General features: G+C 57.0%; 17 protein-coding genes and 1 tRNA gene. 12 read left to right on the forward strand and 6 right to left on the reverse strand.

Features of this window, described 5'->3' with window-relative positions:
- The first annotated feature begins 23 nt into the window (after window positions 1–23).
- On the forward strand, window positions 24–722 hold the full coding sequence (locus ACO0LO_RS06370; protein ID WP_422963354.1) for a dienelactone hydrolase family protein: 699 nt from the start codon (window positions 24–26) through the stop codon (window positions 720–722).
- A 232-nt stretch (window positions 723–954) separates the two neighbouring features.
- Entirely contained in the window at window positions 955–1656 is a 702-nt protein-coding gene (locus ACO0LO_RS06375) for a cysteine hydrolase family protein (protein WP_422963355.1), read from the forward strand.
- Between the two features lie 159 nt (window positions 1657–1815).
- Here the strand turns inward: ACO0LO_RS06375 and ACO0LO_RS06380 are convergent.
- Window positions 1816–1892, reverse strand: a tRNA-Met gene (locus ACO0LO_RS06380).
- A gap of 146 nt (window positions 1893–2038) precedes the next feature.
- Between ACO0LO_RS06380 and ftrA the strand changes: the two genes are divergently transcribed.
- The 5 genes from ftrA to ACO0LO_RS06405 all read left to right on the forward strand — a co-directional run bounded on the left by ftrA (window position 2039) and on the right by ACO0LO_RS06405 (window position 9596).
- Window positions 2039–3004, forward strand: a complete 966-nt coding sequence (gene ftrA / locus ACO0LO_RS06385; RefSeq protein WP_422963356.1) for a transcriptional regulator FtrA — start codon at window positions 2039–2041, stop codon at window positions 3002–3004.
- Between the two features lie 111 nt (window positions 3005–3115).
- Window positions 3116–4147: a helix-turn-helix transcriptional regulator gene (locus tag ACO0LO_RS06390; RefSeq protein WP_422963357.1), complete on the forward strand. Its 1032-nt coding sequence runs from the start codon at window positions 3116–3118 to the stop codon at window positions 4145–4147.
- A 69-nt stretch (window positions 4148–4216) separates the two neighbouring features.
- Window positions 4217–7009, forward strand: coding sequence for a diguanylate cyclase domain-containing protein (locus tag ACO0LO_RS06395; RefSeq protein WP_422963358.1), 2793 nt, complete (start codon window positions 4217–4219; stop codon window positions 7007–7009).
- A 161-nt stretch (window positions 7010–7170) separates the two neighbouring features.
- Window positions 7171–8541: a nucleotide 5'-monophosphate nucleosidase PpnN gene (ppnN, locus tag ACO0LO_RS06400; protein WP_422963359.1), complete on the forward strand. Its 1371-nt coding sequence runs from the start codon at window positions 7171–7173 to the stop codon at window positions 8539–8541.
- Between the two features lie 98 nt (window positions 8542–8639).
- Window positions 8640–9596, forward strand: coding sequence for a chemotaxis protein (locus ACO0LO_RS06405; RefSeq protein WP_422963360.1), 957 nt, complete (start codon window positions 8640–8642; stop codon window positions 9594–9596).
- Between the two features lie 125 nt (window positions 9597–9721).
- On the opposite strand, the gene ACO0LO_RS06410 is transcribed toward ACO0LO_RS06405, so the two are convergent.
- The 3 genes from ACO0LO_RS06410 to arfB form a co-directional block, all read right to left on the reverse strand.
- On the reverse strand, window positions 9722–10174 hold the full coding sequence (locus tag ACO0LO_RS06410) for a hypothetical protein (protein WP_422963361.1): 453 nt from the start codon (window positions 10172–10174) through the stop codon (window positions 9722–9724).
- A 172-nt stretch (window positions 10175–10346) separates the two neighbouring features.
- A complete protein-coding gene (locus tag ACO0LO_RS06415) occupies window positions 10347–11384 on the reverse strand; it encodes a M14 family zinc carboxypeptidase (RefSeq protein WP_422963362.1) in 1038 nt (345 codons plus the stop codon).
- A gap of 118 nt (window positions 11385–11502) precedes the next feature.
- On the reverse strand, window positions 11503–11901 hold the full coding sequence (gene arfB, locus ACO0LO_RS06420; RefSeq protein WP_422963363.1) for an alternative ribosome rescue aminoacyl-tRNA hydrolase ArfB: 399 nt from the start codon (window positions 11899–11901) through the stop codon (window positions 11503–11505).
- A gap of 177 nt (window positions 11902–12078) precedes the next feature.
- On the opposite strand from arfB, the gene ACO0LO_RS06425 reads away from it, so the two are divergent.
- The 5 genes from ACO0LO_RS06425 (at window position 12079) to ACO0LO_RS06445 (ending at window position 18478) form a co-directional block, all read left to right on the forward strand.
- Complete coding sequence (locus tag ACO0LO_RS06425) at window positions 12079–12927, forward strand: PA4780 family RIO1-like protein kinase (RefSeq protein ID WP_422963364.1); 849 nt, start codon at window positions 12079–12081, stop codon at window positions 12925–12927.
- Between the two features lie 29 nt (window positions 12928–12956).
- A complete protein-coding gene (locus tag ACO0LO_RS06430) occupies window positions 12957–13193 on the forward strand; it encodes a hypothetical protein (protein ID WP_422963365.1) in 237 nt (78 codons plus the stop codon).
- Between the two features lie 142 nt (window positions 13194–13335).
- Window positions 13336–15342 (forward strand): CocE/NonD family hydrolase, encoded by a 2007-nt coding sequence (locus ACO0LO_RS06435; protein WP_422963366.1) that lies wholly within the window; start codon window positions 13336–13338, stop codon window positions 15340–15342.
- A 73-nt stretch (window positions 15343–15415) separates the two neighbouring features.
- The gene (locus tag ACO0LO_RS06440) at window positions 15416–17461 is read left to right on the forward strand and encodes a M13 family metallopeptidase (protein ID WP_422963367.1); all 2046 of its coding nucleotides are present in this window, start codon (window positions 15416–15418) and stop codon (window positions 17459–17461) included.
- A gap of 150 nt (window positions 17462–17611) precedes the next feature.
- A complete protein-coding gene (locus ACO0LO_RS06445; RefSeq protein WP_422963368.1) occupies window positions 17612–18478 on the forward strand; it encodes a lysostaphin resistance A-like protein in 867 nt (288 codons plus the stop codon).
- Window positions 18479–18568: 90 nt separating this feature from the next.
- Here the strand turns inward: ACO0LO_RS06445 and ACO0LO_RS06450 are convergent, their stop codons facing one another.
- Complete coding sequence (locus ACO0LO_RS06450; RefSeq protein ID WP_422963369.1) at window positions 18569–19285, reverse strand: site-2 protease family protein; 717 nt, start codon at window positions 19283–19285, stop codon at window positions 18569–18571.
- An 82-nt stretch (window positions 19286–19367) separates the two neighbouring features.
- Window positions 19368–20315 (reverse strand): DUF2167 domain-containing protein, encoded by a 948-nt coding sequence (locus ACO0LO_RS06455; RefSeq protein ID WP_422963370.1) that lies wholly within the window; start codon window positions 20313–20315, stop codon window positions 19368–19370.
- Between the last annotated feature and the right edge of the window lie 185 nt (window positions 20316–20500).

Below are 20500 nucleotides of genomic sequence, written 5' to 3' on the forward strand. Positions count from 1 at the left end.
TTTGCTTTAACCGAGGAAAATTTATGACCGTTACATCCCGCTGGATCAGCATACCCGCCGACGGCGGCAATTTCGAAGGATATCTGGCGTTGCCGAAAGCCGGCACCGGCCCGGCAGTCATCATCATCCAGGAAATATTCGGCGTCAATGCGCACATCCGCAGCGTTGCGGACCAATACGCGGCCGATGGCTACGTTGCGCTGGCGCCGGATATTTTTTGGCGCACGCAGCCGCGCGTCGAACTCGGCTATGCCGGCGCCGACTATGAAACCGCATTGGATATCTACAAAAAGACCGACCCGGCGTTGGCCGCTGCCGACATCGGCGCCGCTGCCAAGGTATTGCGGGCCTTGCCCGAGGTGACCGGCAAGGTCGCTGCAATCGGCTTTTGCTTCGGCGGCAGGCTGGCGTATCTGTCCGCGGCGCAGGGTAGCATAGACCTGGGCGTGGCCTACTATGGCGGCGGTATACAGGCGCAGCTTGAAGAGGCAGCCAAGATCACGGTGCCGATGCAGTTCCATTACGCCGGACTGGATGCGCATATCCCCGTATCGGTTGCCGACGACGTGCGCCAGCGTTTCCCGGGCCGCAGCGATGTCGAAGTGTTCACGTATCCAGATGCCGACCATGGCTTCAACTGCACTGACCGTGCATCGTACAACCAGCATGCGGCAGCGCTGGCGCATGGACGGACGCTGACTTTCCTGGGTACGCATCTATAATCATTGCGATACCGCGAAAGCAAAATGGCAGAAAAAGACGCTTGGCTTTGTGATGAAGTCAGGCGTTTTTTTTGAGCATGATGGTCTTCGTTGCAATCGTTTTTGATAAGGCGGGAAGCAGGGTGCTTCTCATGCCTGGCGTAGTTTTGCGGCAGGCAACTACAAGTAGTGGAATTCTTCTTATTTTGAAAATAGTGAATTTTAGAATTTGACTGTTTCGCCGATCCCGTGATTGGATCAATATGCCTGTCAGTGGCGCCTCAACTGTGTTGCGGTGGCAAGAGAGCAAGGTGCACAAGAGCAGCTGGCATATTCAGGGTTTGCCTACGGCGATCCGATTTCACACACTATCCCAAGCGGGGGCAAGATGACAAAACAGGCAATTATTGTGGTCGATATTCAGAATGACTATTTCCCAGGAGGCAAATGGATACTTGACGGCGCGGACGCCGCTGCAGATAACGCGCGCCAGGTTATCGATGCGGCAAGGAGCAACGGCGATCTCGTCGTACATATACGCCATGAAACTTTGGCAAAAGACGCTCCGTTCTTTGTGCCGCATACTGAAGGGGCGCAATTGCATCCGAAAGCCGCAAATCTGCCTCACGAGCGTGTTATCGTAAAACATTACATGAATCCCTACCGGGAGACCGACCTCCGGCAGATTCTAGAGGAAAATGGCATCCAGGATGTTGTCGTGGTGGGAAACATGAGTCACATGTGTATCGACGCGGTTACGCGTGCTTCAGACGACTTCGGCTATAAGGCGACGGTCATTCATGATGCTTGCGCAACTCACGATCTCGAATTCAATGGCGTAAAAGTGCCCGCAGTGCAAGTACATGCAGCATTCATGGCTGCATTGAGCTTCGGCTACGCGCAAGTTGTCTCGACAACAGCCTTTTTAAGTCCTGAGAGGCAAAGGGCTGCATAAAAAGAAATCGGCGGCCGTGTCTTTCGGGCTGCCGCTAGCGCGAGATCATTCAATGCCGATAGCACTACGTTGAGCGTTGAACTCTCTACCAGAATCTCTACCAGATAAGGCAACGCCACCGGGATGCTAGTGATAGCTTCCCGGTGGCGTTTTTGATTCTGGTTGCGGGGGCAGGATTTGAACCTACGACCTTCGGGTTATGAGCCCGACGAGCTGCCAGACTGCTCCACCCCGCGTCTGAAGTGGCGAATTATATAGAGCTGTCTCGATAGTCACAACAAGTATTTGAAAATAATTTATCAAAAAAGATTTTGGCGCCATTTTCGGCTTTTCGCGCCGGCTGCTATAGTGTCGTGTATTGCCCCTTCAGTCACTTCGCGCCATGAAAAATCATCTGGTTGTTGCGGTCGCTTATGATCAGCTGTGCACCTTTGAGTTCGGCTGTACTGTTGAACTGTTTGCATTGCCGCGCCCGGAACTGGGCGTGGACTGGTATCGCTTTGCGGTGTGTGCGGCTGAGCCCGGCAAAATCCGCGCCGCGGGCGGCATCACCGTGGAAGCGCCGTATACCCTGAAGCTGCTGGACAAGGCAGACACCATCATCATTCCCGGCTGGCGCAATGCGGATGAACAGCCGCCGGAAGCGCTGCTCAAAAAAATCCGTGCTGCTTATTTACGCGGTGCGCGGCTGTGCAGCATCTGCTCCGGCGTATTCGTGCTGGCCGCTGCGGGTGTGCTGGACGGTAAAACGGTCACGACGCACTGGCGTTATGCGGAGCGGCTGGCGCGGCGCTACCCGGCATTGGAGGTAAAGCCGGATGCGCTGTATGTGGACCAAGGCGAGGTCATCACCTCGGCCGGTTCCGCCGCCGGGCTGGACATGCTGCTGCACCTGGTGCGCCGCGACCACGGCGCCAAGGTCGCCAATCTTGTCGCGCAGCGCCTGGTCGTGCCGCCGCACCGCGAAGGTGGCCAGGCGCAGTTTGTGCCGCGCCCTGTGGCCGCGGATGAAGAGGGCAGGCTGGCAAAACTGATGGATATGGTCAGGGCCAGACCCGGCCTTCCGTATACGCTGGCATCGTTGGCAGAGCATGCAGCAATGAGCACCCGCACTTTGCAGAGGCAGTTCCTGCAGGCGACCGGCCTCGGGCCTTATGAATGGCTGATCCGGGAGCGAGTGGCGATTGCCAGGGAGTTGCTGGAGTCTCCTGCCACTCCTTTGCAGCAAGTCGCCGAGCTGGCAGGATTCGGATCAGAAGAGTCCCTGCGCAGACATTTCCGACGTATCGTCAAGACCAGCCCCAGTGCTTACCGCTCGCAATTCAGCGGGGCCTTGGCTGAACGGTGATGGCCGCAAGCTTGCCGGCGGCGTGAATCGCATGCCGAAGTTATCGCAAGCTTTTATCGCCGCTTCCAGATTAGGTCTATTCCTGCCCTATTAACTTGGTATGATCGCAGCATGCGAACTTACCGACCTACCACGCGTGTATTGACCGTGCTCGAACTGCTGCAAAGCAATGGGCGCATGAGCGGCGCCGAACTGGCAGCGCGGCTGGAAGTGGACGGGCGCACTTTGCGCCGCTACATCGTCATGCTGGAGGAGCTTGGCATCCCCATCACCGCCGAGCGTGGCAGGCATGGCGGTTACGCGCTGGTGGCCGGATACAAGCTGCCGCCGATGATCTTCAGCGACGATGAAGCACTGGCCTTGTCGATAGGCCTGCTGGCGGCGCGCAAGCTGGGGCTGGCCGAGGCCGCTCCCGCGGTCGCCAGCGCGCAGGCGAAACTGGAAAGGGTCATGCCGCCCGGCCTGGAAAAAAGGATCAGGGCCGTGCATGAAACCGTCAAGCTGGATTTGCCGCAGCCGAATGCGCCCGGCAATAACGATGCGCTGGCCAGCCTGAGCAGCGCTGCCCAGATGAGGCAGCGGGTGTACATGCAATACGCTTCTGCGTCGAACGAGTTGACGGAGCGGGAACTTGATCCGTATGCGCTCGCCTACCAGAACGGATCATGGTATGTGCTCGGCCTGTGCCATCTGCGGCAAGACCTGCGTTCGTTCCGGCTGGACAGGATTGCTCGCGTGAGTGTGCTGCACAGGCATTTTGAACGGCCTGCGGATTTTGATGCACTGGCGCACCTGAATTTCTCCATCGCAACAATGCCGCGTGCTTTCACGATCCGGGTTTTGCTGAGAAGCGACCTGAAAACGATCAAGGAGGAAATGTTTGAGTGGCTGGGCGTGCTGGAAGCCGGCGACGATGGAGTGATCTTGCATAGCCAGGCCGGGGACCTGCATTGGTATGCACGGGAACTGGCCAGGTTGCCGTTTTCGTTTGAGATACAGCATCCACCGGAATTGCGTGCCGCCTTGCAACAGTGCGCGATGCATTTGCTGGAGATGGCGCAGGGCGGAACCACCAAAACAGTCGTGCGAAATTTAAAGAAAAGCGTGGGTTCAGGCAAATTTTCCAAACAAAAATTAGTATGAACGCTCATGATGTAAAGATAATTCCAGTCAACAACAAAACTGTCACAGATTACGGGCATAATAAGTCGCTTGTCTGCACTGATTTCGCGCCCCATGTATTTGTACGCCCTAGACGAGGAAGTAGAACGATTACAAGCTGAGCTTGCGACCCTCACCGGGGCGGCGCGGCTGGATTTGCTTGCGGCTACTGCCTGGCACCTGCGCCAGCGCGATAGCCGGACTGCGTTGCAATTACTGGATGAGGCAGAGACGCTGCTGCGCATCAGTTCGCTGATGCCGGACCAGCGGCGCGCGGTGCGCGCGCGGCTGTCGCTGAGCCGTGCCGAGATCGCAGCCTTGTTCGGCGAATTCGACAAGGCTGAAATCTTGTTGCTGGAAGCCCGCACAGGCTTCAGCGCCGTCAACGATATCGTTGGCGAAGGCGATGCGCTTCTGGGCGAGGTTGTGGCAGCACTTGAGCAGGGACAGATGGAAAGGGCGATGCGCGCCGCGAGAGAGGCAGAAATCCGGTATGAACGGTCCGGCGAAGCACTCAGTCAATTGCTGGCACAGGCCTGGCATTTATATCTGGAGTCGTTTTCAAATCCGCATGCAGCATCCGAAGGTTTGCAGCAGTTGCAGGCCGATACTTCTGAACCCCGGCATCCCGCGCTGGAAGCGCTGATTACTGCCGCCAGGGGCGAGACGCTGTTTTCTCCGGAGCTGACGCGTTCCGCGATCCTGTTCCACCATTCCAGCGAACTAGCGCGCGAAGCCGGCCTGATCCGCCTGGCCATCATGGCTGCCGCCAATGCCGGCGCAGCGCTGCAAAAGCTCGGCGATTTCGATGAAGCAGCCGCCTGTTACGATTGGGCCGCTTCCCGTGCCCGCAAGACAGGCTGGCCGGCGCTGATCGGTTTCAGCCTGATGCGGCTAGGCGAGTTGCTGCGGCACCTGGGACAACTAGAGCAAAGCCAGGTGGTGCTGACGGAAGCGCTGCAAGGGTTCGCCGATACCAGGAGCGGCGTCAGCAAGGCCGTCGCCCATGGCGAACTGGCGCATACGCTGCTGGAGCGCGGCAAGCCGGCCGAAGCCGCCGACATGTTCAACATCGCCATTGCCTTGTATCGTGAAGCAGGTTCTCGCAATAGCCTCGCCGAACACCTGATCTGCCAGGCCAGGGCCTTGTCTGCCGCCGATAAGGCGGAGGAGGCGTTGGCAGCCATCGATGAGGCACGCGGCCTGATTATGGAGCCTGCCTGCGCTGTGCTGGGCATCGATCTGCGGGAGGCGCTGGCTGAAATCCATGCGCGGCATGTGCTGCCGCTGCCGGCCAGGATGAGCCTGCCGAATCCGGTGCTGCATTTTCTGGAGGAAGCACTGCGCGCAGGTTCCGGCATAGACGGCTGGCTGGCGCCTTCCAAGCTGCTGCTGGCATTGGGAGAAGCCTGGTCCAAGGCTGGCGACGGCAAGCAGGCCTTTGAATATGCAAAACTCGCCATCGCCGCCGACCAGCGCGAGCGCAATAAGCAGGCCAGCAACTGGGCCACGCTGATGCGGGTGCGGCATGAGACAGAGAGGGCCAAGGCCGCTGCCGAACACCATCAGCAACTGGCCGCCACGCTGACCGAGACGTCGCACACGCTGGACTTGCTGAGCAAGATAGGCCAGGAGCTGACGGCCAACCTGAATCCCGAAAATGTCTGCAATGCCTTGCACCGCCATCTGGGCACCTTGCTGGACGCTTCGCATCTGTCGATCTGGCTACTGGGACCGGACGGCAAGGCGCTGGACTTGTGCCACCATGTAGAAAACGGCATGGTTGTGGCCGACTACAATGCTGCCGCCTACCGGGATGCGTATAACGCAAGGCGTTGCATTGCTGAATGGCAAGAAATACTGCTGGAAATGGATGCCGCCAATACCGCGCCCGATGACCTGGCAAATTCCACCGATACCATCCAGATTCGTACGGCTCTGTTCGGCCCGCTGATCGTCGGTGAGCGCGTGCTGGGCGCAATGTCGATCAAGTCGGGCAACCAGGATGCCTACGGCGAGCGCCAGCGCCTGATCTTCCGCACGCTGTGTGCGTACGGCGCCATCGCACTGGACAATGCGAATGCGCACCGCGATTTGCAGGAGACAAAAAAGAAACTGGAACAGGCGCTGCGCGAGCTGGAAGACGCCAGCCTCACCGATCCGCTGACGGGCCTGCGCAACCGCCGCTTCCTGGCGCAGAATATCGAGGCCGACGTTGCCATCAGCGTGCGCAGCTACCAGGACAGCATGGCCAGCGGCACGGCGGCTCCCAAGGACGCCGACCTGCTGATGTTCCTGGTGGACCTGGATCACTTCAAACTGGTCAACGACAAGCACGGCCATGCTGCCGGCGATGCCATCCTGGTGCAGATCCGGCAACGTCTGCAGCAAGTATTCCGCGATTCCGACTACCTGATCCGTTGGGGCGGTGAAGAATTCCTGATCGTCGCCCGCGGTATTTCGCGCGAACGGGCGGATGAGCTGGCGTCCCGCGTGTGCGCGGTGGTGGCAGAGCAGGCATTTACGATAGATGAAAACACCCAGCTGAACCAGACCTGCTCGGTCGGCTTTGCCTGCTACCCGTTCGTCACCAGCCAGCCGAAGGCGATCAACTGGCAGGATGTCGTCGATATTGCCGACATTGCGCTGTACACCGTCAAGCACGCCGGCCGCAACGGCTGGGTAGGCCTGTTCGGCGAAGCGCATGCATGGCCGGACCTGTTGCTGTGCACGCTGAAGGCGGACCCTAAAAAAGTCATCCTGAATCACGAGCTGCGGCTGTCGACCAACAAATCGCAGCAAGAGATCAATGGCGCGCTGGAGCTGCTGGCGCCTGCAGCCTGATCAATATGACAGCGGTAAGGCAGTAGATATTATTGTTTTTTAGATTTACACTGTGGATGAGCGCCGCACTGCGGCTGACGTAATGAGGGCTTCTGGCAATGGCGACGCTATCAAGGGTCGCCTTTTGCTTTTTTAACGGACAAGCGAGGAAATTGCGATTTATGGAATATGAAGTAATCGATACCCAGATATCGCCGGAAGGGCGCATGGATGTACTGTCCAAGGCGGAAGTGGCCAAACTGCTGGATACCAGCCATGGCGGTTTATATAATATTTTCCGCAACTGCTCGCTGGCGGTGCTCAACGTGGGCAGCGGCCTGGACGACGGCAAGGAACTACTGGAGCGCTACAAGACCTTTGACATCAGCATCATACAGCGCGAGCGCGGCATCAAGCTGGACGTAAAGGGCGCGCCCGCCATCGCCTTCGTAGATGGCGTGCTGATCAAAGGCATACAGGAACATTTGTTTGCGGTGCTGCGCGACATCGTTTTCGTCAACGGCGAGATCGCCTCCAATCCCAAGTTTAATCTGGAGACCAGCGAAGGCGTCACCGACGCCGTTTTCCACATCCTGCGCAATGCCAATGCGATCCGCCCGCTGGTCAATCCGCATCTGGTCGTATGCTGGGGAGGACACTCGATTTCCGGCCCCGAATACGACTACACGAAGGAAGTCGGCTACCAGATGGGCCTGCGCGGCCTGGATATCTGCACCGGCTGCGGGCCGGGCGCGATGAAGGGACCAATGAAGGGTGCCACGATAGGCCATGCCAAGCAGCGCATCAGCACGGGGCGCTACCTGGGTATTACCGAGCCCGGCATCATCGCCGCCGAAGCGCCGAATCCGATTGTCAACGACCTGGTCATCCTGCCGGATATCGAGAAACGTCTGGAAGCCTTTGTCCGCATCGGGCATTCCATCGTTGTATTCCCGGGCGGCGCGGGGACGGCGGAAGAAATCCTGTATGTACTCGGCATATTGCTGCATCCAGACAATGCCGACATGCCTTTCCCGCTGATCTTTACCGGGCCTGAAAGCGCAGCCGATTATTTCCGGCAGATCGACCAGTTCATCGGCGATACGCTGGGCGTGGAGGCGCAGCGGCGCTACAAGATCATCATCAACGATCCGGTCCGGGTAGCGCAGGAAGTGCACGCCGGCATCAAGCAGGTGCGTGAATACCGCAAACTGACCGGCGACGCCTATTACTTCAACTGGATGCTGAAGATCGATACCGAGTTCCAGAAGCCGTTCGAGCCGACGCACGACAACATGCGCAACCTCGAACTGCATAAAAACCAGCCCAGCCACCTGCTGGCGGCCAATCTGCGCAGGGCGTTTTCCGGTGTCGTTACCGGCAACGTCAAAGACCAGGGGATACGCGCGATAGAGAAGTTCGGCCACTTTGAAATTTGCGGCGATGTTAACATCATGGAATCCATGGATGCATTGCTGGCATCGTTTGTTGCGCAAAACCGCATGAAACTGCCCGGAAAAGCATATACCCCTTGTTATCGCGTCATAAAATAGGATAATGGGACAACTTGCCGCAGGGATAGAACTGGCAAATGTTGCAAATGTTGGACCAGAATCTGCAGATCAACCGACTTCACCCGGAAAGATAGAATATGAGCACAGTACAACAAGAAGTGGATGAACGCACCAATTTGACCGGCTCCAACAAGTTCGAGCTTCTGCTGTTCCGGCTGGGTGCCGATGCGACCGGCGACCGCTCTGAATTGTTTGGCATCAATGTGTTCAAGGTTCGCGAGATTGTTGCCATGCCCACCATTACCGCAGTTGCCGGCGCCTTGCCGCATATGCTGGGCGTGGTCAACCTGCGCGGCCAGGTCATTCCCGTGGTGGACCTGCCTTCGGTCGTCGGTTGCAAGCCTAAAACCGGCCTGAATATCATGCTTGTTACTGAATATGCACGCACCACGCAGGGTTTTGCCGTGGAGTCCGTCGAGGAAATCGTACGCCTGGACTGGAGCCAGGTGTTGTCGGCAGAGGCCAGCGGCGCCGGCGGCGGCATGGTCACCAGTATCGCCCGTCTGGATGGCGACATCGAGAATACGCGTCTGGCCCAGGTGCTGGACGTGGAACAGATACTGCGCCAGATCACGCCTAGCGACGGCAAGGAAGTGGATGCTGCCAACATGAAGAAACTGCTGCTGAAACCGGGCACCGTGATCCTTGCAGCGGACGATTCGGCTGTAGCGCGTGGGCTGATAGAGCAGGCACTGACTGCGATGGGCGCGCCCTATGTGATGACCAAGACCGGCAAGGAAGCATGGGAAAAGTTGCAATCCATTTCCGCTGCGGCAATTGCCGAAGGCAAGACCGTACGCGACAAAGTGGCCATGGTGCTGACAGATCTGGAAATGCCGGAGATGGATGGTTTCACGCTGACACGCAATATCAAGCAGGATGAGCGATTCAAATTCCTGCCGGTGGTGATCCATTCATCGTTGTCGGGCTCCACTAATGAAGACCATGTCCGCAGCGTAGGCGCAGATGCCTACGTGGCAAAATTCGTTGCTGAAGAACTGGCTGCTACCATACGCGAAGTGGTCAGCAAGTAAGTGCAAATAATAGCCTTAAGAAGCAGATAGTCTTGACAAGCTGATGTCGCAGGGCAAATAAAAAGGGAGCGTTCAACGCTCCCTTTTTTGTCATCCCGGCCAACGGGATATTTTCATGAGGCCGCTTACCTTGGTGCGTCAACCGGCGTTTGCGGCACGCGCTGCCAGCCGCTTGGGCATGTTTTTACCGAAGGATAGTAGCCATCCGGTTTGTGGCAATAGTACCAGTCGTTGGACTGGCCAGGCTGCGAACCGCCGGCGTTGTCGGAATAGGACGGCCCGCTGATGGTAGCGCTAGGCTGCACATAGACAGTGGTTGGCGCCGGGCTGACGACCACTTCCGAGTAGGAAGGATAATAGGCGGGGCCGTAGTAGGCCGGGCCGTAGAACAGCGGGAACGGGTCCAGATACAGGCCCAAGCCGACGCGCGGACCTCCCCAGCCATGATAGCCGCCGTGATAGCCGCCGTGATAGCCGCCACGGTATCCGCCGAAATGTCCACGATCTGCCCATGCAGAACCAGCTGTCACTGAGCCCAGGGCAACGAGCACCAGCAAGCTTGCTTTAATCCACTTCATGATCAACCTCTCAAAAACTGATTTTTATATATGTACTACCTGCTCATATTGTAGTGTAGTTCGGAAATATTAGTGTGCAGGGCCGATTTACAGCTTGTTACCAATTGTTTATCTGCGATACACGATGCATGTAAATTCTCGTAAATTAGCGAACTATACGCAAATAATATGCTCAAAAGCGTTGCGCTGCAGGGTACCAGCGCGCATACGCAAGTTGCTCATGCCTGTCCCTTTCCAGCCCTCGCGGCAGCCAGTTCTGGTGGCCGCAAGCGGCGCGGGCCAGGAAATCCAGCCATACCGTGTGGCTGCGCAATACCCGCTGCAATCTGTGCCTCGCGACAGGGTTGAACATGCCTTGCAGGGACAGCAGTTGGCGCGGGTTTTTCTTGACCCATAGCCAGGAACCCATTTCCAGCGTCAGCGGCAAAAATACCTGCTCCGCGTCATGTGAGGACCTTAGGTACAGGTAGTCCCAGATGTCGCCGTGCGTCAAGTATTGGCGGCTTTGCGGTTCAAAAACGTAATTGTGGTTGGGATGGGTCTGGCTGAACAGGTCTTCCAGCGCGCAGATGTCCGGCAGGTGCGCAATCGGCCTTATGGTATGCGCATGCGGAAACCAGATACGGTCCCTCAGGCCGAAACCCGAGTGGCAATCCAGCGCGATGCTGAACTTGCGTACCAGCAGTTCGCCTTCCACGACCCTGCACAGCGCACGGTTCTCGATCTCCATTGGCATGCCGGCAGCCCCGCGGAACCAGGGAAGGCGAGGGCTGATCCGCTGGCCTCCCAGCAAGAAAGGCACCTTGTCTATCGCCTCCACCGGCGCATTCCGCATCAAGTCGACCCCCTGCGGGTTGCTGCGCGATGAAAGCCACATGCCGCCGGGATTGATCAGCGGCATGAACACCAGCCTGACCTTGTCCAGTTGCTGGTGCAGCAGGTGGTCCCAGCGCAGGCGGGCCAGCAGGCCGCTGAGAAAGCTCAGCAGCACCTGCGTGCCTATCCGTTCCAGCCCGTGGATGCCGCCGAAAAATCCTACTGCCGGCACGTCGGGGCTGGGATTGCCCAATGCCAGCGAGTACACCGGCAACGCGCGCCCCTGCATCGGAATCTCGCATTCCGAGCGGACCTCCAGCGGTATTGAAGCCTGGGCAGCCTTGTCAATCAGGCGTTCCAGTTCTACCAGTTCAGGCAGTTTGCTTTCCAGCATGGCGTTGACGGGCTTTATAGTGAATTTCAGCGTTCAATTCACCATCATGCGCGTATTTTTAACCGAACGCCATCCCGGCAAGCCTGGCTGACGCCGAATGTGGAACCCGGCCACAGATTCAGTCGGAAATTTTCCCGCGCATGGCTTTGATAGCCCCGCGGCTGCTCTTTCCGTCCAGACGCCTCGTCTGGGAGCTGCGGGTGGGCCGGGTCGGCCTCCGTACCTTGGGGAGCGTGGCGACGCTGTCCACCAGCTCCTGCAGGCGCAGCATGGCTTCTTCCTTGTTCCGGTCCTGGCTGCGCTGGGTCTGCGCCTTGATGACGATCACCCCTTCCCGGGTAATCCTCTGGTCGTTCAAGGCCAGCAGCCTTTCCTTGATATGCTCCGGCAAAGACGAGGCCGCGATGTCGAACCGTAGGTGGATGGCGCTGGATACCTTGTTGACGTTCTGCCCGCCGGCGCCCTGGGCGCGGATGGCGGTCAATTCGATTTCACTTTCGGGAATGGGATTAATCATTTATATGGATACAGTAGATGCATTACCGGTAGCGGTTTGCTGCAGGTAATGCAATTATCCCGCCTTTATAGCAGGGAATACAGCTTAACGGCGGTCTAATTACCCCTGCGCGACAGCATATCTTGATACACTCCGTTGTCCGCACATTTTCGGATTATTTCGAAGTCAACATTTTCAATGAAAATCCCAAAAAGAATACAGCCGCTGGTGGATGAAGGCCTCATCGATGAAGTGCTGCGCCAACTGATGAGCGGCAAGGAAGCGACTGTGTACGTGGTCCGCTGCGGCGAAGAAATCCGCTGCGCCAAAGTCTATAAAGAAGCCAGCCAGCGCAGTTTCAAGCAGGCCATCTCTTACCAGGAAGGCCGCAAGGTAAAAAACAGCCGTCAGGCGCGCGCGATGGAAAAGGGCACTCGCTACGGCCGCAAGATGCAGGAAGAAGTCTGGCAGAACGCCGAAGTCGATGCCCTGTACAAGCTGGCAGCGGCAGGCGTGCGCGTGCCGCGCCCCTACATCTGCTTTGAAGGCGTGTTGCTGATGGACCTCGTGACCGACGCCGCCGGCAATGCCGCACCACGCCTGAACGATGTGGAACTCAGCGAAGCCATGGCGCTGGACTACCACGCGCAATTGCTGAGGCAAGTGGTGCTGATGCTGTGCGCCGGCGTCATTCACGGCGATTTGTCCGAATATAATATCCTGGTGGACGAGCATGGGCCCGTCATCATCGATTTGCCGCAGGCAGTGGATGCAGCCGGCAATACCAGTGCCGAAATGATGCTGGAGCGCGACGTTGCCAACCTCGCTACCTATTTCAGCCAGTTTGTGCCGCAGCTTGCCGCCAGCCAGTACGGCAAGGAGATCTGGAAACTGTATGTGGCAGGCCTGCTGCAGCCGGACAGTGTGCTGACCGGCCGCGTCAAGCTGGACCAGCGTCCGGCGGATGTCGGCGCGGTACTGCGGGAAATGGAAATCGCCCGCCGGGAAGCAGAAGACGAGCTTGCCCGCCGCGCGGCGCGGGTATAAGGCTATGGCAATTAATAATGGAGTAAAGAATGACCTACGAAGAATACCTTGATGAAGTAACGACGCTGCTGACGGAAATGTACAAACTGTCCGACGAAGCTGCGATCAAATATGTGATGCGCGCGCAGGCTGCCGATTACTTCAGCCTGCATGACGACGATCCTGCGATGCGAACCCAGGAACGCGCTGTGCACGATGCCAAGACCGTCTACGAACAGAGAAATAAGTCCCGCCCCGAGATTTATCGTAAAAATAAGCCAAAATAAAGCAAAAAGCCGGGATAGAAAACGGCAATTTGTTGTCTATAGTCGCTTGTTGCCCCATTTTGGGAATAAGCCTGCGCCCCGCTCATCATGAAGTGGGGCGTAATTCATCTGATGTCCGTCTCCGTAAAAAACCGAAAAAGCCATGGTTCGATTCCGCAAGCTTTCCTTTTCCCTGTTTTCTGCTTTTCCACTTTCCTTGTTTCTGCTGTCTTCACCTGTGCTGGCCGGTACCTCGGCACAGGCTGGCGCAGCTACTGCCGCCGCTGCCGCCGACTCCGGCGATGAACCCAAATACGGATTGCGTGAGCACTACACCAAGTATGAATACCGCATCCCCATGCGTGACGGCACAAAGTTGTTTACCGCCGTCTATGTGCCCAAGGACGGCTCCAGGAGCTATCCTTTCCTGATGAGCCGCACGCCTTACGGTGTCGGGGTGCAGGACCAGGGGCAGTCGCATTATGGCGTGGGCTATTATCCTGCCGCCCTTGGACCTTCGCGGGAGTTTGAGAAAAGCGGCTATATTTTTGTCAGCCAGGATGTGCGCGGGCGCTATATGTCCGAAGGCCGCTGGCAGGAAATGACGCCGCACCTGAAGGCAAGACCGGAGCAGGGCGAGGGCAATGAAAGCCAGGATATGTACGACACCGTGGAGTGGCTGCTGAAGAATGTGCCGAACAATAACGGCAAGGTCGGCATCTGGGGCATCTCCTACGGCGGATTCTATACGTCTGCCAGCATTATCGACTCCCATCCTGCGATCAAGGCTGCATCGCCACAGGCGCCCGTGACCGACCTGTTCATGGGCGACGATTCCTACCATGGCGGCGCTTTCATGCTGGCGGCCAATTTTGATTTCTACTCGGCGTTTAACGAGGAAAAAAATCCGACTCCGCTACCGCGCCGCTGGGAAGAATTCGACTACGGCACTGAAGACGGCTATGAGTTTTTCCTGGGGCAGCAAACCTTGCAAAACATTACCGGCAAGCTGACGGACAAGCAGCGTGCATTGCTGGTGCCTACGATAGAGCATTCCACCTATGATGAATTCTGGCAGACGCGCAATATCGCGCCGCACCTGAAGAACATCCATGCTGCGGTGCTGACGGTCGGCGGCTGGTACGATGCGGAAGATGTGCAGGGGCCGTTGACGACCTATCGTTCCATCAAGAAAAACAATCCCGGCATCTATAACGGCCTGGTCATCGGCCCATGGTCGCATGGCGGCTGGGCCCGCAATGACGGCAAATCGTTGGGCAACGTCGGCTTTGATTCCAAGACGGCGGAATACTATCGCAAGAACATCGTCTTTCCATTTTTTGAGCAATACCTGAAAGGCGGCAAAGAGAATGCAAGTCCGCAGCCGGAGGCACAGGTATTCGAGACTGGGACCAACGTCTGGAAAAGCTATGCATCATGGCCGCCGCTACAGGCGCAGGCGCGCACGCTTTATCTTGGCGGCAATGGGCGCCTGACATGGCAGCAGCCGCCTGCGGATGCGCCGGCGTATGATGAATATATCAGCGATCCCAAGAAGCCTGTTCCTTACATAGGCTATGCCGCGACTGCGGTGCCGAGGGAGTACATGGTATCCGACCAGCGCTTTGCCTCCACGCGGCCCGATGTGCTGGTGTACCGCAGCGAGGTGCTGGAAGAGGATGTGACGCTGGCCGGCCCGATCCAGCCCAGTTTGTTTGTTTCCACCACCGGCACCGATGCAGACTGGGTCGTCAAGCTGATCGACGTCTATCCGTCCGAATATCCTTCCGGCAAAAATAGTGACGACAAGCTCAATGACGTACCACCTCCTTCGTTGGCGATGGCCGGGTACCAGCAACTGGTGCGCGGCGAACCCCTGCGCGGCAAGTTCCGCAACAGCTTTGAAAAAGCCGAGCCGTTCACGCCCGGCAAGGTAGAGAACCTGAGCTACAGCATGCCGGACATCAACCATACCTTCCGCCGCGGCCACCGTATCATGGTGCAGATACAGAGTTCCTGGTTTCCGCTGGTGGATTTGAACCCGCAAACCTTCGTGGATATTCCACATGCAAAGTCGGAAGATTTTCAGAAGGCTACGCAGCGGGTGTATCACGCACCATCGCAGTATTCCGGCATCGTGGTGCAGGTATTACCGGCGGCAAAGCCGTAGGGCAGTACACACCATACCAGTATGATCGGCAGCATGGAAAAAAGCAGTACAACAATTTATTGAAAGGGATATCGTGCATCAAAATAAAAAAACCTTCCTTCGCCGCAGCCTGCTGGCGACTTTGCTGTGTTTCTCCTTCTCTGGCTATGCGGCGACCAGTAACAATCTGGTGCTGGAATCAAAGACCATGGACAAGAGCATCGACCCCTGCACGGATTTTTTTGCCTATTCCAATGCTAAATGGCTGGCGCAAAATCCTATTCCCGCCGACCGTTCACGTTACAGCGCGTATGACGAGGTAACGGAACGAAATCTGGCCGCGTTGAAAGGCATCGCCGAAGCGGCCGCAGCAGCGCCGGATAGCGGCAGCCTGGCGACCCGCCTGGTGGGTTCTTACTACCGCAGCGGCATGGATGAGGCCAGGATAGAGGCAGAAGGCAGCAAGCCGCTGGCGGACGAACTGGCCCGCATCAATGCGGTAAATGACCGCAGCCAGGTGCTGCCGCTGATCGCCGCGCAACACCATACCGGCGTGGGTTCATTGTTTAATTTCTATGTGGACCAGGATGCCAAGAACACTACCCGCTATATTCCTCAGCTGGGTCAGGGCGGCCTGGGCTTGCCCGACCGCGACTATTACCTGAAAACCGATGCAAAGACCATCGAGATACGCAAGCAGTATGCGGCCTATGTCGAGAAGATGTTCGTCCTGCTAGGCGACACGCCTGAAATCGCCAGGAAAAATGCCGCAACGGTTATTGCGTTGGAATCTCGCCTGGCCAAGGCGTCGATGACCAAGGTGCAATTGCGCGACCCGCTGGCCAGTTATCATTTGCTGGACCTGAACGGCCTGGAAAAAATCGACGGCAAAACACCATGGAATATCTATTTCAAGGATGTCGGCCTGGCGGAACCTGGCCAGTTCAATGTCGGGCAGCCTAAATTTTTTGCCGAAGCCGGCAAGATGCTCAATACCGTGCCAGTGGCTGACTGGAAAACTTATTTGCGCTGGAACCTGGTCAACGCCAGGGCCAAGGACCTATCCTCGGCATTCGTCAACACCAATTTTGACTTTTACGGCCGTACGCTGGCCGGCACCAAGGAATTGCAGCCTCGCTGGAAACGCATCCTGACCAACATCGATGCCAATATGGGAGAAGCGATGGGTGAATTGTACGTGGCCAAGTTCTTCGGCCCCGAAGCCAAGGCCGGTGTGCTGGAAATGGTTGGCAATATCAAGGACGCGATGCGCGAAAGCATCAGCAAGCTGGAATGGATGTCGGCGCCGACCAAGCAACAGGCGTATAAAAAGCTGGATACGCTGGTCGTGAAGATAGGCTACCCCGACACCTGGCGCGACTACAGCGCCCTGAAGGTGGATCCGGCGTCCTATGCAGACAACAACAAGCGCGCGGCGGAGTTTGAATTCAACCGCGTGCTGGCCAAGCTCGGTAAGCCCATAGACCGCAATGAATGGGGCATGACACCGCCTACCGTCAACGCTTATTACAATCCGACCATGAATGAAATGGTCTTCCCTGCGGGCATCCTGCAGCCGCCGCTATACCATGTCAACGCCGATGCCGCTGCCAACTATGGCAACACCGGCGCGACGATAGGGCATGAGCTGACACATGCTTTCGATGATGAAGGCCGGCAGTTCGATTCGCAGGGTAACCTGAAGAGCTGGTGGACCAAGGAAGACGAGAAAAAATTCCTGGTGCGCGTGGCAGCGATAGAAAAACAGTTCGACGAATTCAATCCTATCGACAAACTGCACATCAACGGCAAGCTGACCGAAGGTGAGAATATCGCCGATCTGGGCGGCATGAAGATCGCGCTGCAGGCACTGAGGAAAGCCCAGGCTTCCAAACCGCAGCCCGCTGAAATTGACGGCCTCACGGTAGAACAGCGCTTTTTCATTGCCAATGCCCAGAGCTTCAGGGGCCTGATGCGTGACGAAAAACTGCGCCTGCAACTGGCAACCGACCCGCATGCGCCGGAGAAATACCGTGTTCTCGGGCCTATCGCCAATATGCCGGAATTTTCACAAGCCTTCAGCTGCCCGGCAAAAACCTCGCCGCTCAGGCCGGAAGCTACGCGCGTCAATATCTGGTAAGCAGCTGTTTGACATCGCGGCATAGGTCTTCCCGGACGAAATTTCGTTCGGGAAGACCCTCGGGGCCGTAAAAACAGCACATAAATCAAATCGCCATACGCGGCGACAAGCTTGTACAATTCTTATCCTGTATTTACTCAAGGACAAGAATTGCTGACCACCTTTCTTTTGCTCGGTGTGGCGATGTGTACCGCATGGCTGAAACCGATTCCGCTGGCGGGTCGGTTTGCGTTGCATCCCTGGCTGTTGATGTTCAGTTTCAGCATCATCAGCGGCGTCTATGCCAATATATTGACAGGCCCGGCGCTGGTGGCGCTGGTCATATTTACGGTTTTAGCCTATCTGACGGTATGGCCGGGCGCGCGCAGGACACAGCGGGTGCTATGCGGGGCGCTGACTGCCGTTCTCGCGCTTGCACTGGCAATGCATAAATTACCCGGTTTTCATAATCCGCTGCTGATAGACGGCGCCAGGTTTTCCGCCGATGCTGCGGCATTCAGGCAATATGCCAATTTTGACAAGGGCGCTGCAGGCCTGGTGCTGCTGGCGTTGCTATGTAAGCGGGCCCAGTCTGTAGAAGAGTTGAGCGACGTTTTTCGCCGCGCTTTGCCAGTCGCCGGCATGACGATCGTACTGGTGATGGCGGTTGCGGTGCCCATTGCTTACCTGAAGCCGGACTTCAAATTGCCCTCGTATACGCCGGTCTTCCTGCTGGCCAACCTGTTCCTGACTTGCGTAGCGGAAGAAGCTTTTTTTCGTGGATTACTACAGGAGAGACTTACCAGGTTGCTGAGGAAGATACGCTGGGGAGCACTGGTGGCAATGCTGTTTTCTGCTTTGCTGTTCGGCCTGGTCCACCTTGGAGGCGGCATGCAGCTGGCCTTGCTCGTCAGCATAGGCGGAGCGGGCTATGCTTACGCCTATAACATCACCAGGAAAATCGAAGCGGCTATCCTTGTGCATTTTCTGCTGAATGCAGCGCACTTCGTTTTCTTTACCTATCCATCGCTGCAATAGCGGGAAGCCGACAGAAAAGCTCCGATCAGGCGAGCGCCATCAAGCCACTGCGATTAAAACAGGCATGCAGGCGTGCTCAATAAAGGAGGCTCAACCCGCGCCCAGTTGCTGATGCAACTCATAGCTCATGACGGCCAGAAAAGCCACCAGGCCCAGATATAAAACACCGTAGTTGACACGCGTGTTGACCGGCACATCGTAAAAGCCCTCTGGATGCCCGGCGGCGCCAGGGTCTTTTGCAAACGCCATCTTCAGTTGCGGATACGCCAGGAGAGCGATCAAAATGAGCATGGGGCTGGGCCGGTACAGGAACATGCCTATCAGCAGGGGCACACCCGCCAGCCATACCTTGGGTGAAATGATGGCGGTGATCCTACCGCCGTCCAGCGGCATGATCGGAATCAGGTTGAACAGATTGATCATAAAGCCGGAATAGGCAATCGCCATCATCAGGTTGCTGTCCGTATCTCGCGCATACCAGTAACAGCCGATGGCCGCCAGCGTGCCTGCCACCGGGCCGGCGAATCCTATGTAGGCATCCGTCTCTACATCGTGCGGCATGTCTTTCAGTTCCACCCATGCGCCGACAAATGGGATAAATGTCGGCATCCCCACATTCAGGCCGCGCTGGCGCGCCGCGACGTAGTGGCCCATCTCATGGATAAACATCAGCACTACAAAGCCTACCGCGTACTTCCAGCCGTACAGCCACGAATAGGCGAGGATGGAAAGCAGCATGCTGCCGCCGGTCAGCCATAGCTTGCCCAGCTTGCCCGCTACAAAAAGCCAGCTCAATAGTTTTAACATGGTCGTCTATAAGTTGGATGTGCCCGGTCTCGGAAAGACCGGGCAGAAACCTGGTAAATGATAAGCGATGAAACAGCGCCTTTTATGCCTGCGTGCTGTCGGCGTCCTTCTTCTTGCGGCCAAACAGCTTGGCGACCGCGCCGCCGATTGCCACCAGGCCCACCAGCACCAGTTTCTTGGCGACCAGCAGCAGCGCAAGCAGTTTTCCGAAGAAACCCAGTTTGGCGGCAACACCACCGGCAACCAGCGCTGCCAGCCCGTATTCGGCAACCTTGTCGGTAGAGCCGTCGAAGTCGCTATACCCATTGCCTTTCGTGAAGTCGGTGAAAGCAACGACGTCTTTCATTCCTGTCTTGACCTGGCTTATCTGGTTCATGCCGGCGACCGCATTCAAGACCAGCACTCCCTTGCGTCCCAGCACGCGGATGTTGTAGTTCAATGAATGCCTGCTGTCCTTTTCCACCGCCAGTTCCTTGGCCCAGTAGAATTTATGTCTTGCCTTGTCGTAGCGGGGGCTTTCAGCCCAGCCAACCAGCGTCATCGCATCGTAACCCAGCTTTTTGCGCTCTTCGTTGCCGGCTTGTGTGGATTCCTGCATGTCCTTCAGCAGCTCATCGTATTTGATGCTGTCGGCATCGTCGTCCTTGACATGGCCGTCTTCATTGTAGGTAATGATGACGCCCCAGCTGGTTGGGCTCAACGGGTTGACATCGCTGGGGAAAAGCATGCCGAGGGTTTTTGCGCCGGGCGGATTACCCCAGGCATCGACGAGGACGCGTTCTGTGTCCTCCGGCGGCAGATAGCGGAAAGTGGGCGGCAAATCCAGTGTAGCGATATTATTGGGGAGCGTGATCTTGCCGTGCTGAAATTTGAGGGAAGCCTCAAACTGCTCTGCCGGCATGCTTTTGCCGGTTTCGGCGGCACTCGCTGTTGCTGGAGCCGGATCTGCCGCGTAAGCCGCCGGCGCAAGGAGCAGCGGCGTGGAGAGGGCCGCTGCCAAGGCCAATGCGAGCGTTGATTTGGTAAACATGATTTTCCCCGGCTATTTTTATCGTTGTAAATGGCGCTGACTATCCCTGTCTGCGGAACGGTTAGCGTTCGTTGTGTTTTTAAATTTCTAAAAACACAATATATTACCTCGAAATTTGCCCGAAGCAACAAATATATGAACAATAAAACAATGGGTATGCTTGTGGCTGGCGTGACCGCATTAGC

This window comes from Undibacterium sp. TJN25, from assembly GCF_049339885.1.
GTDB lineage: Bacteria > Pseudomonadota > Gammaproteobacteria > Burkholderiales > Burkholderiaceae_D > Undibacterium.

Excerpts from the sequence above, each read along its gene's own strand:
- ACO0LO_RS06370 (WP_422963354.1), top strand. The coding sequence starts at position 24 with ATGACCGTTACATCCCGCTGGATCAGCATACCCGCCGACGGCGGCAAT.
- ftrA (WP_422963356.1), top strand. The coding sequence starts at position 2,039 with ATGAAAAATCATCTGGTTGTTGCGGTCGCTTATGATCAGCTGTGCACC.
- ACO0LO_RS06390 (WP_422963357.1), top strand. The coding sequence starts at position 3,116 with ATGCGAACTTACCGACCTACCACGCGTGTATTGACCGTGCTCGAACTG.
- ppnN (WP_422963359.1), top strand. The coding sequence starts at position 7,171 with ATGGAATATGAAGTAATCGATACCCAGATATCGCCGGAAGGGCGCATG.
- ACO0LO_RS06405 (WP_422963360.1), top strand. The coding sequence starts at position 8,640 with ATGAGCACAGTACAACAAGAAGTGGATGAACGCACCAATTTGACCGGC.
- ACO0LO_RS06410 (WP_422963361.1), bottom strand. The coding sequence starts at position 10,174 with ATGAAGTGGATTAAAGCAAGCTTGCTGGTGCTCGTTGCCCTGGGCTCA.
- ACO0LO_RS06415 (WP_422963362.1), bottom strand. The coding sequence starts at position 11,384 with ATGCTGGAAAGCAAACTGCCTGAACTGGTAGAACTGGAACGCCTGATT.
- arfB (WP_422963363.1), bottom strand. The coding sequence starts at position 11,901 with ATGATTAATCCCATTCCCGAAAGTGAAATCGAATTGACCGCCATCCGC.
- ACO0LO_RS06425 (WP_422963364.1), top strand. The coding sequence starts at position 12,079 with ATGAAAATCCCAAAAAGAATACAGCCGCTGGTGGATGAAGGCCTCATC.
- ACO0LO_RS06430 (WP_422963365.1), top strand. The coding sequence starts at position 12,957 with ATGACCTACGAAGAATACCTTGATGAAGTAACGACGCTGCTGACGGAA.
- ACO0LO_RS06435 (WP_422963366.1), top strand. The coding sequence starts at position 13,336 with ATGGTTCGATTCCGCAAGCTTTCCTTTTCCCTGTTTTCTGCTTTTCCA.
- ACO0LO_RS06450 (WP_422963369.1), bottom strand. The coding sequence starts at position 19,285 with ATGTTAAAACTATTGAGCTGGCTTTTTGTAGCGGGCAAGCTGGGCAAG.
- ACO0LO_RS06455 (WP_422963370.1), bottom strand. The coding sequence starts at position 20,315 with ATGTTTACCAAATCAACGCTCGCATTGGCCTTGGCAGCGGCCCTCTCC.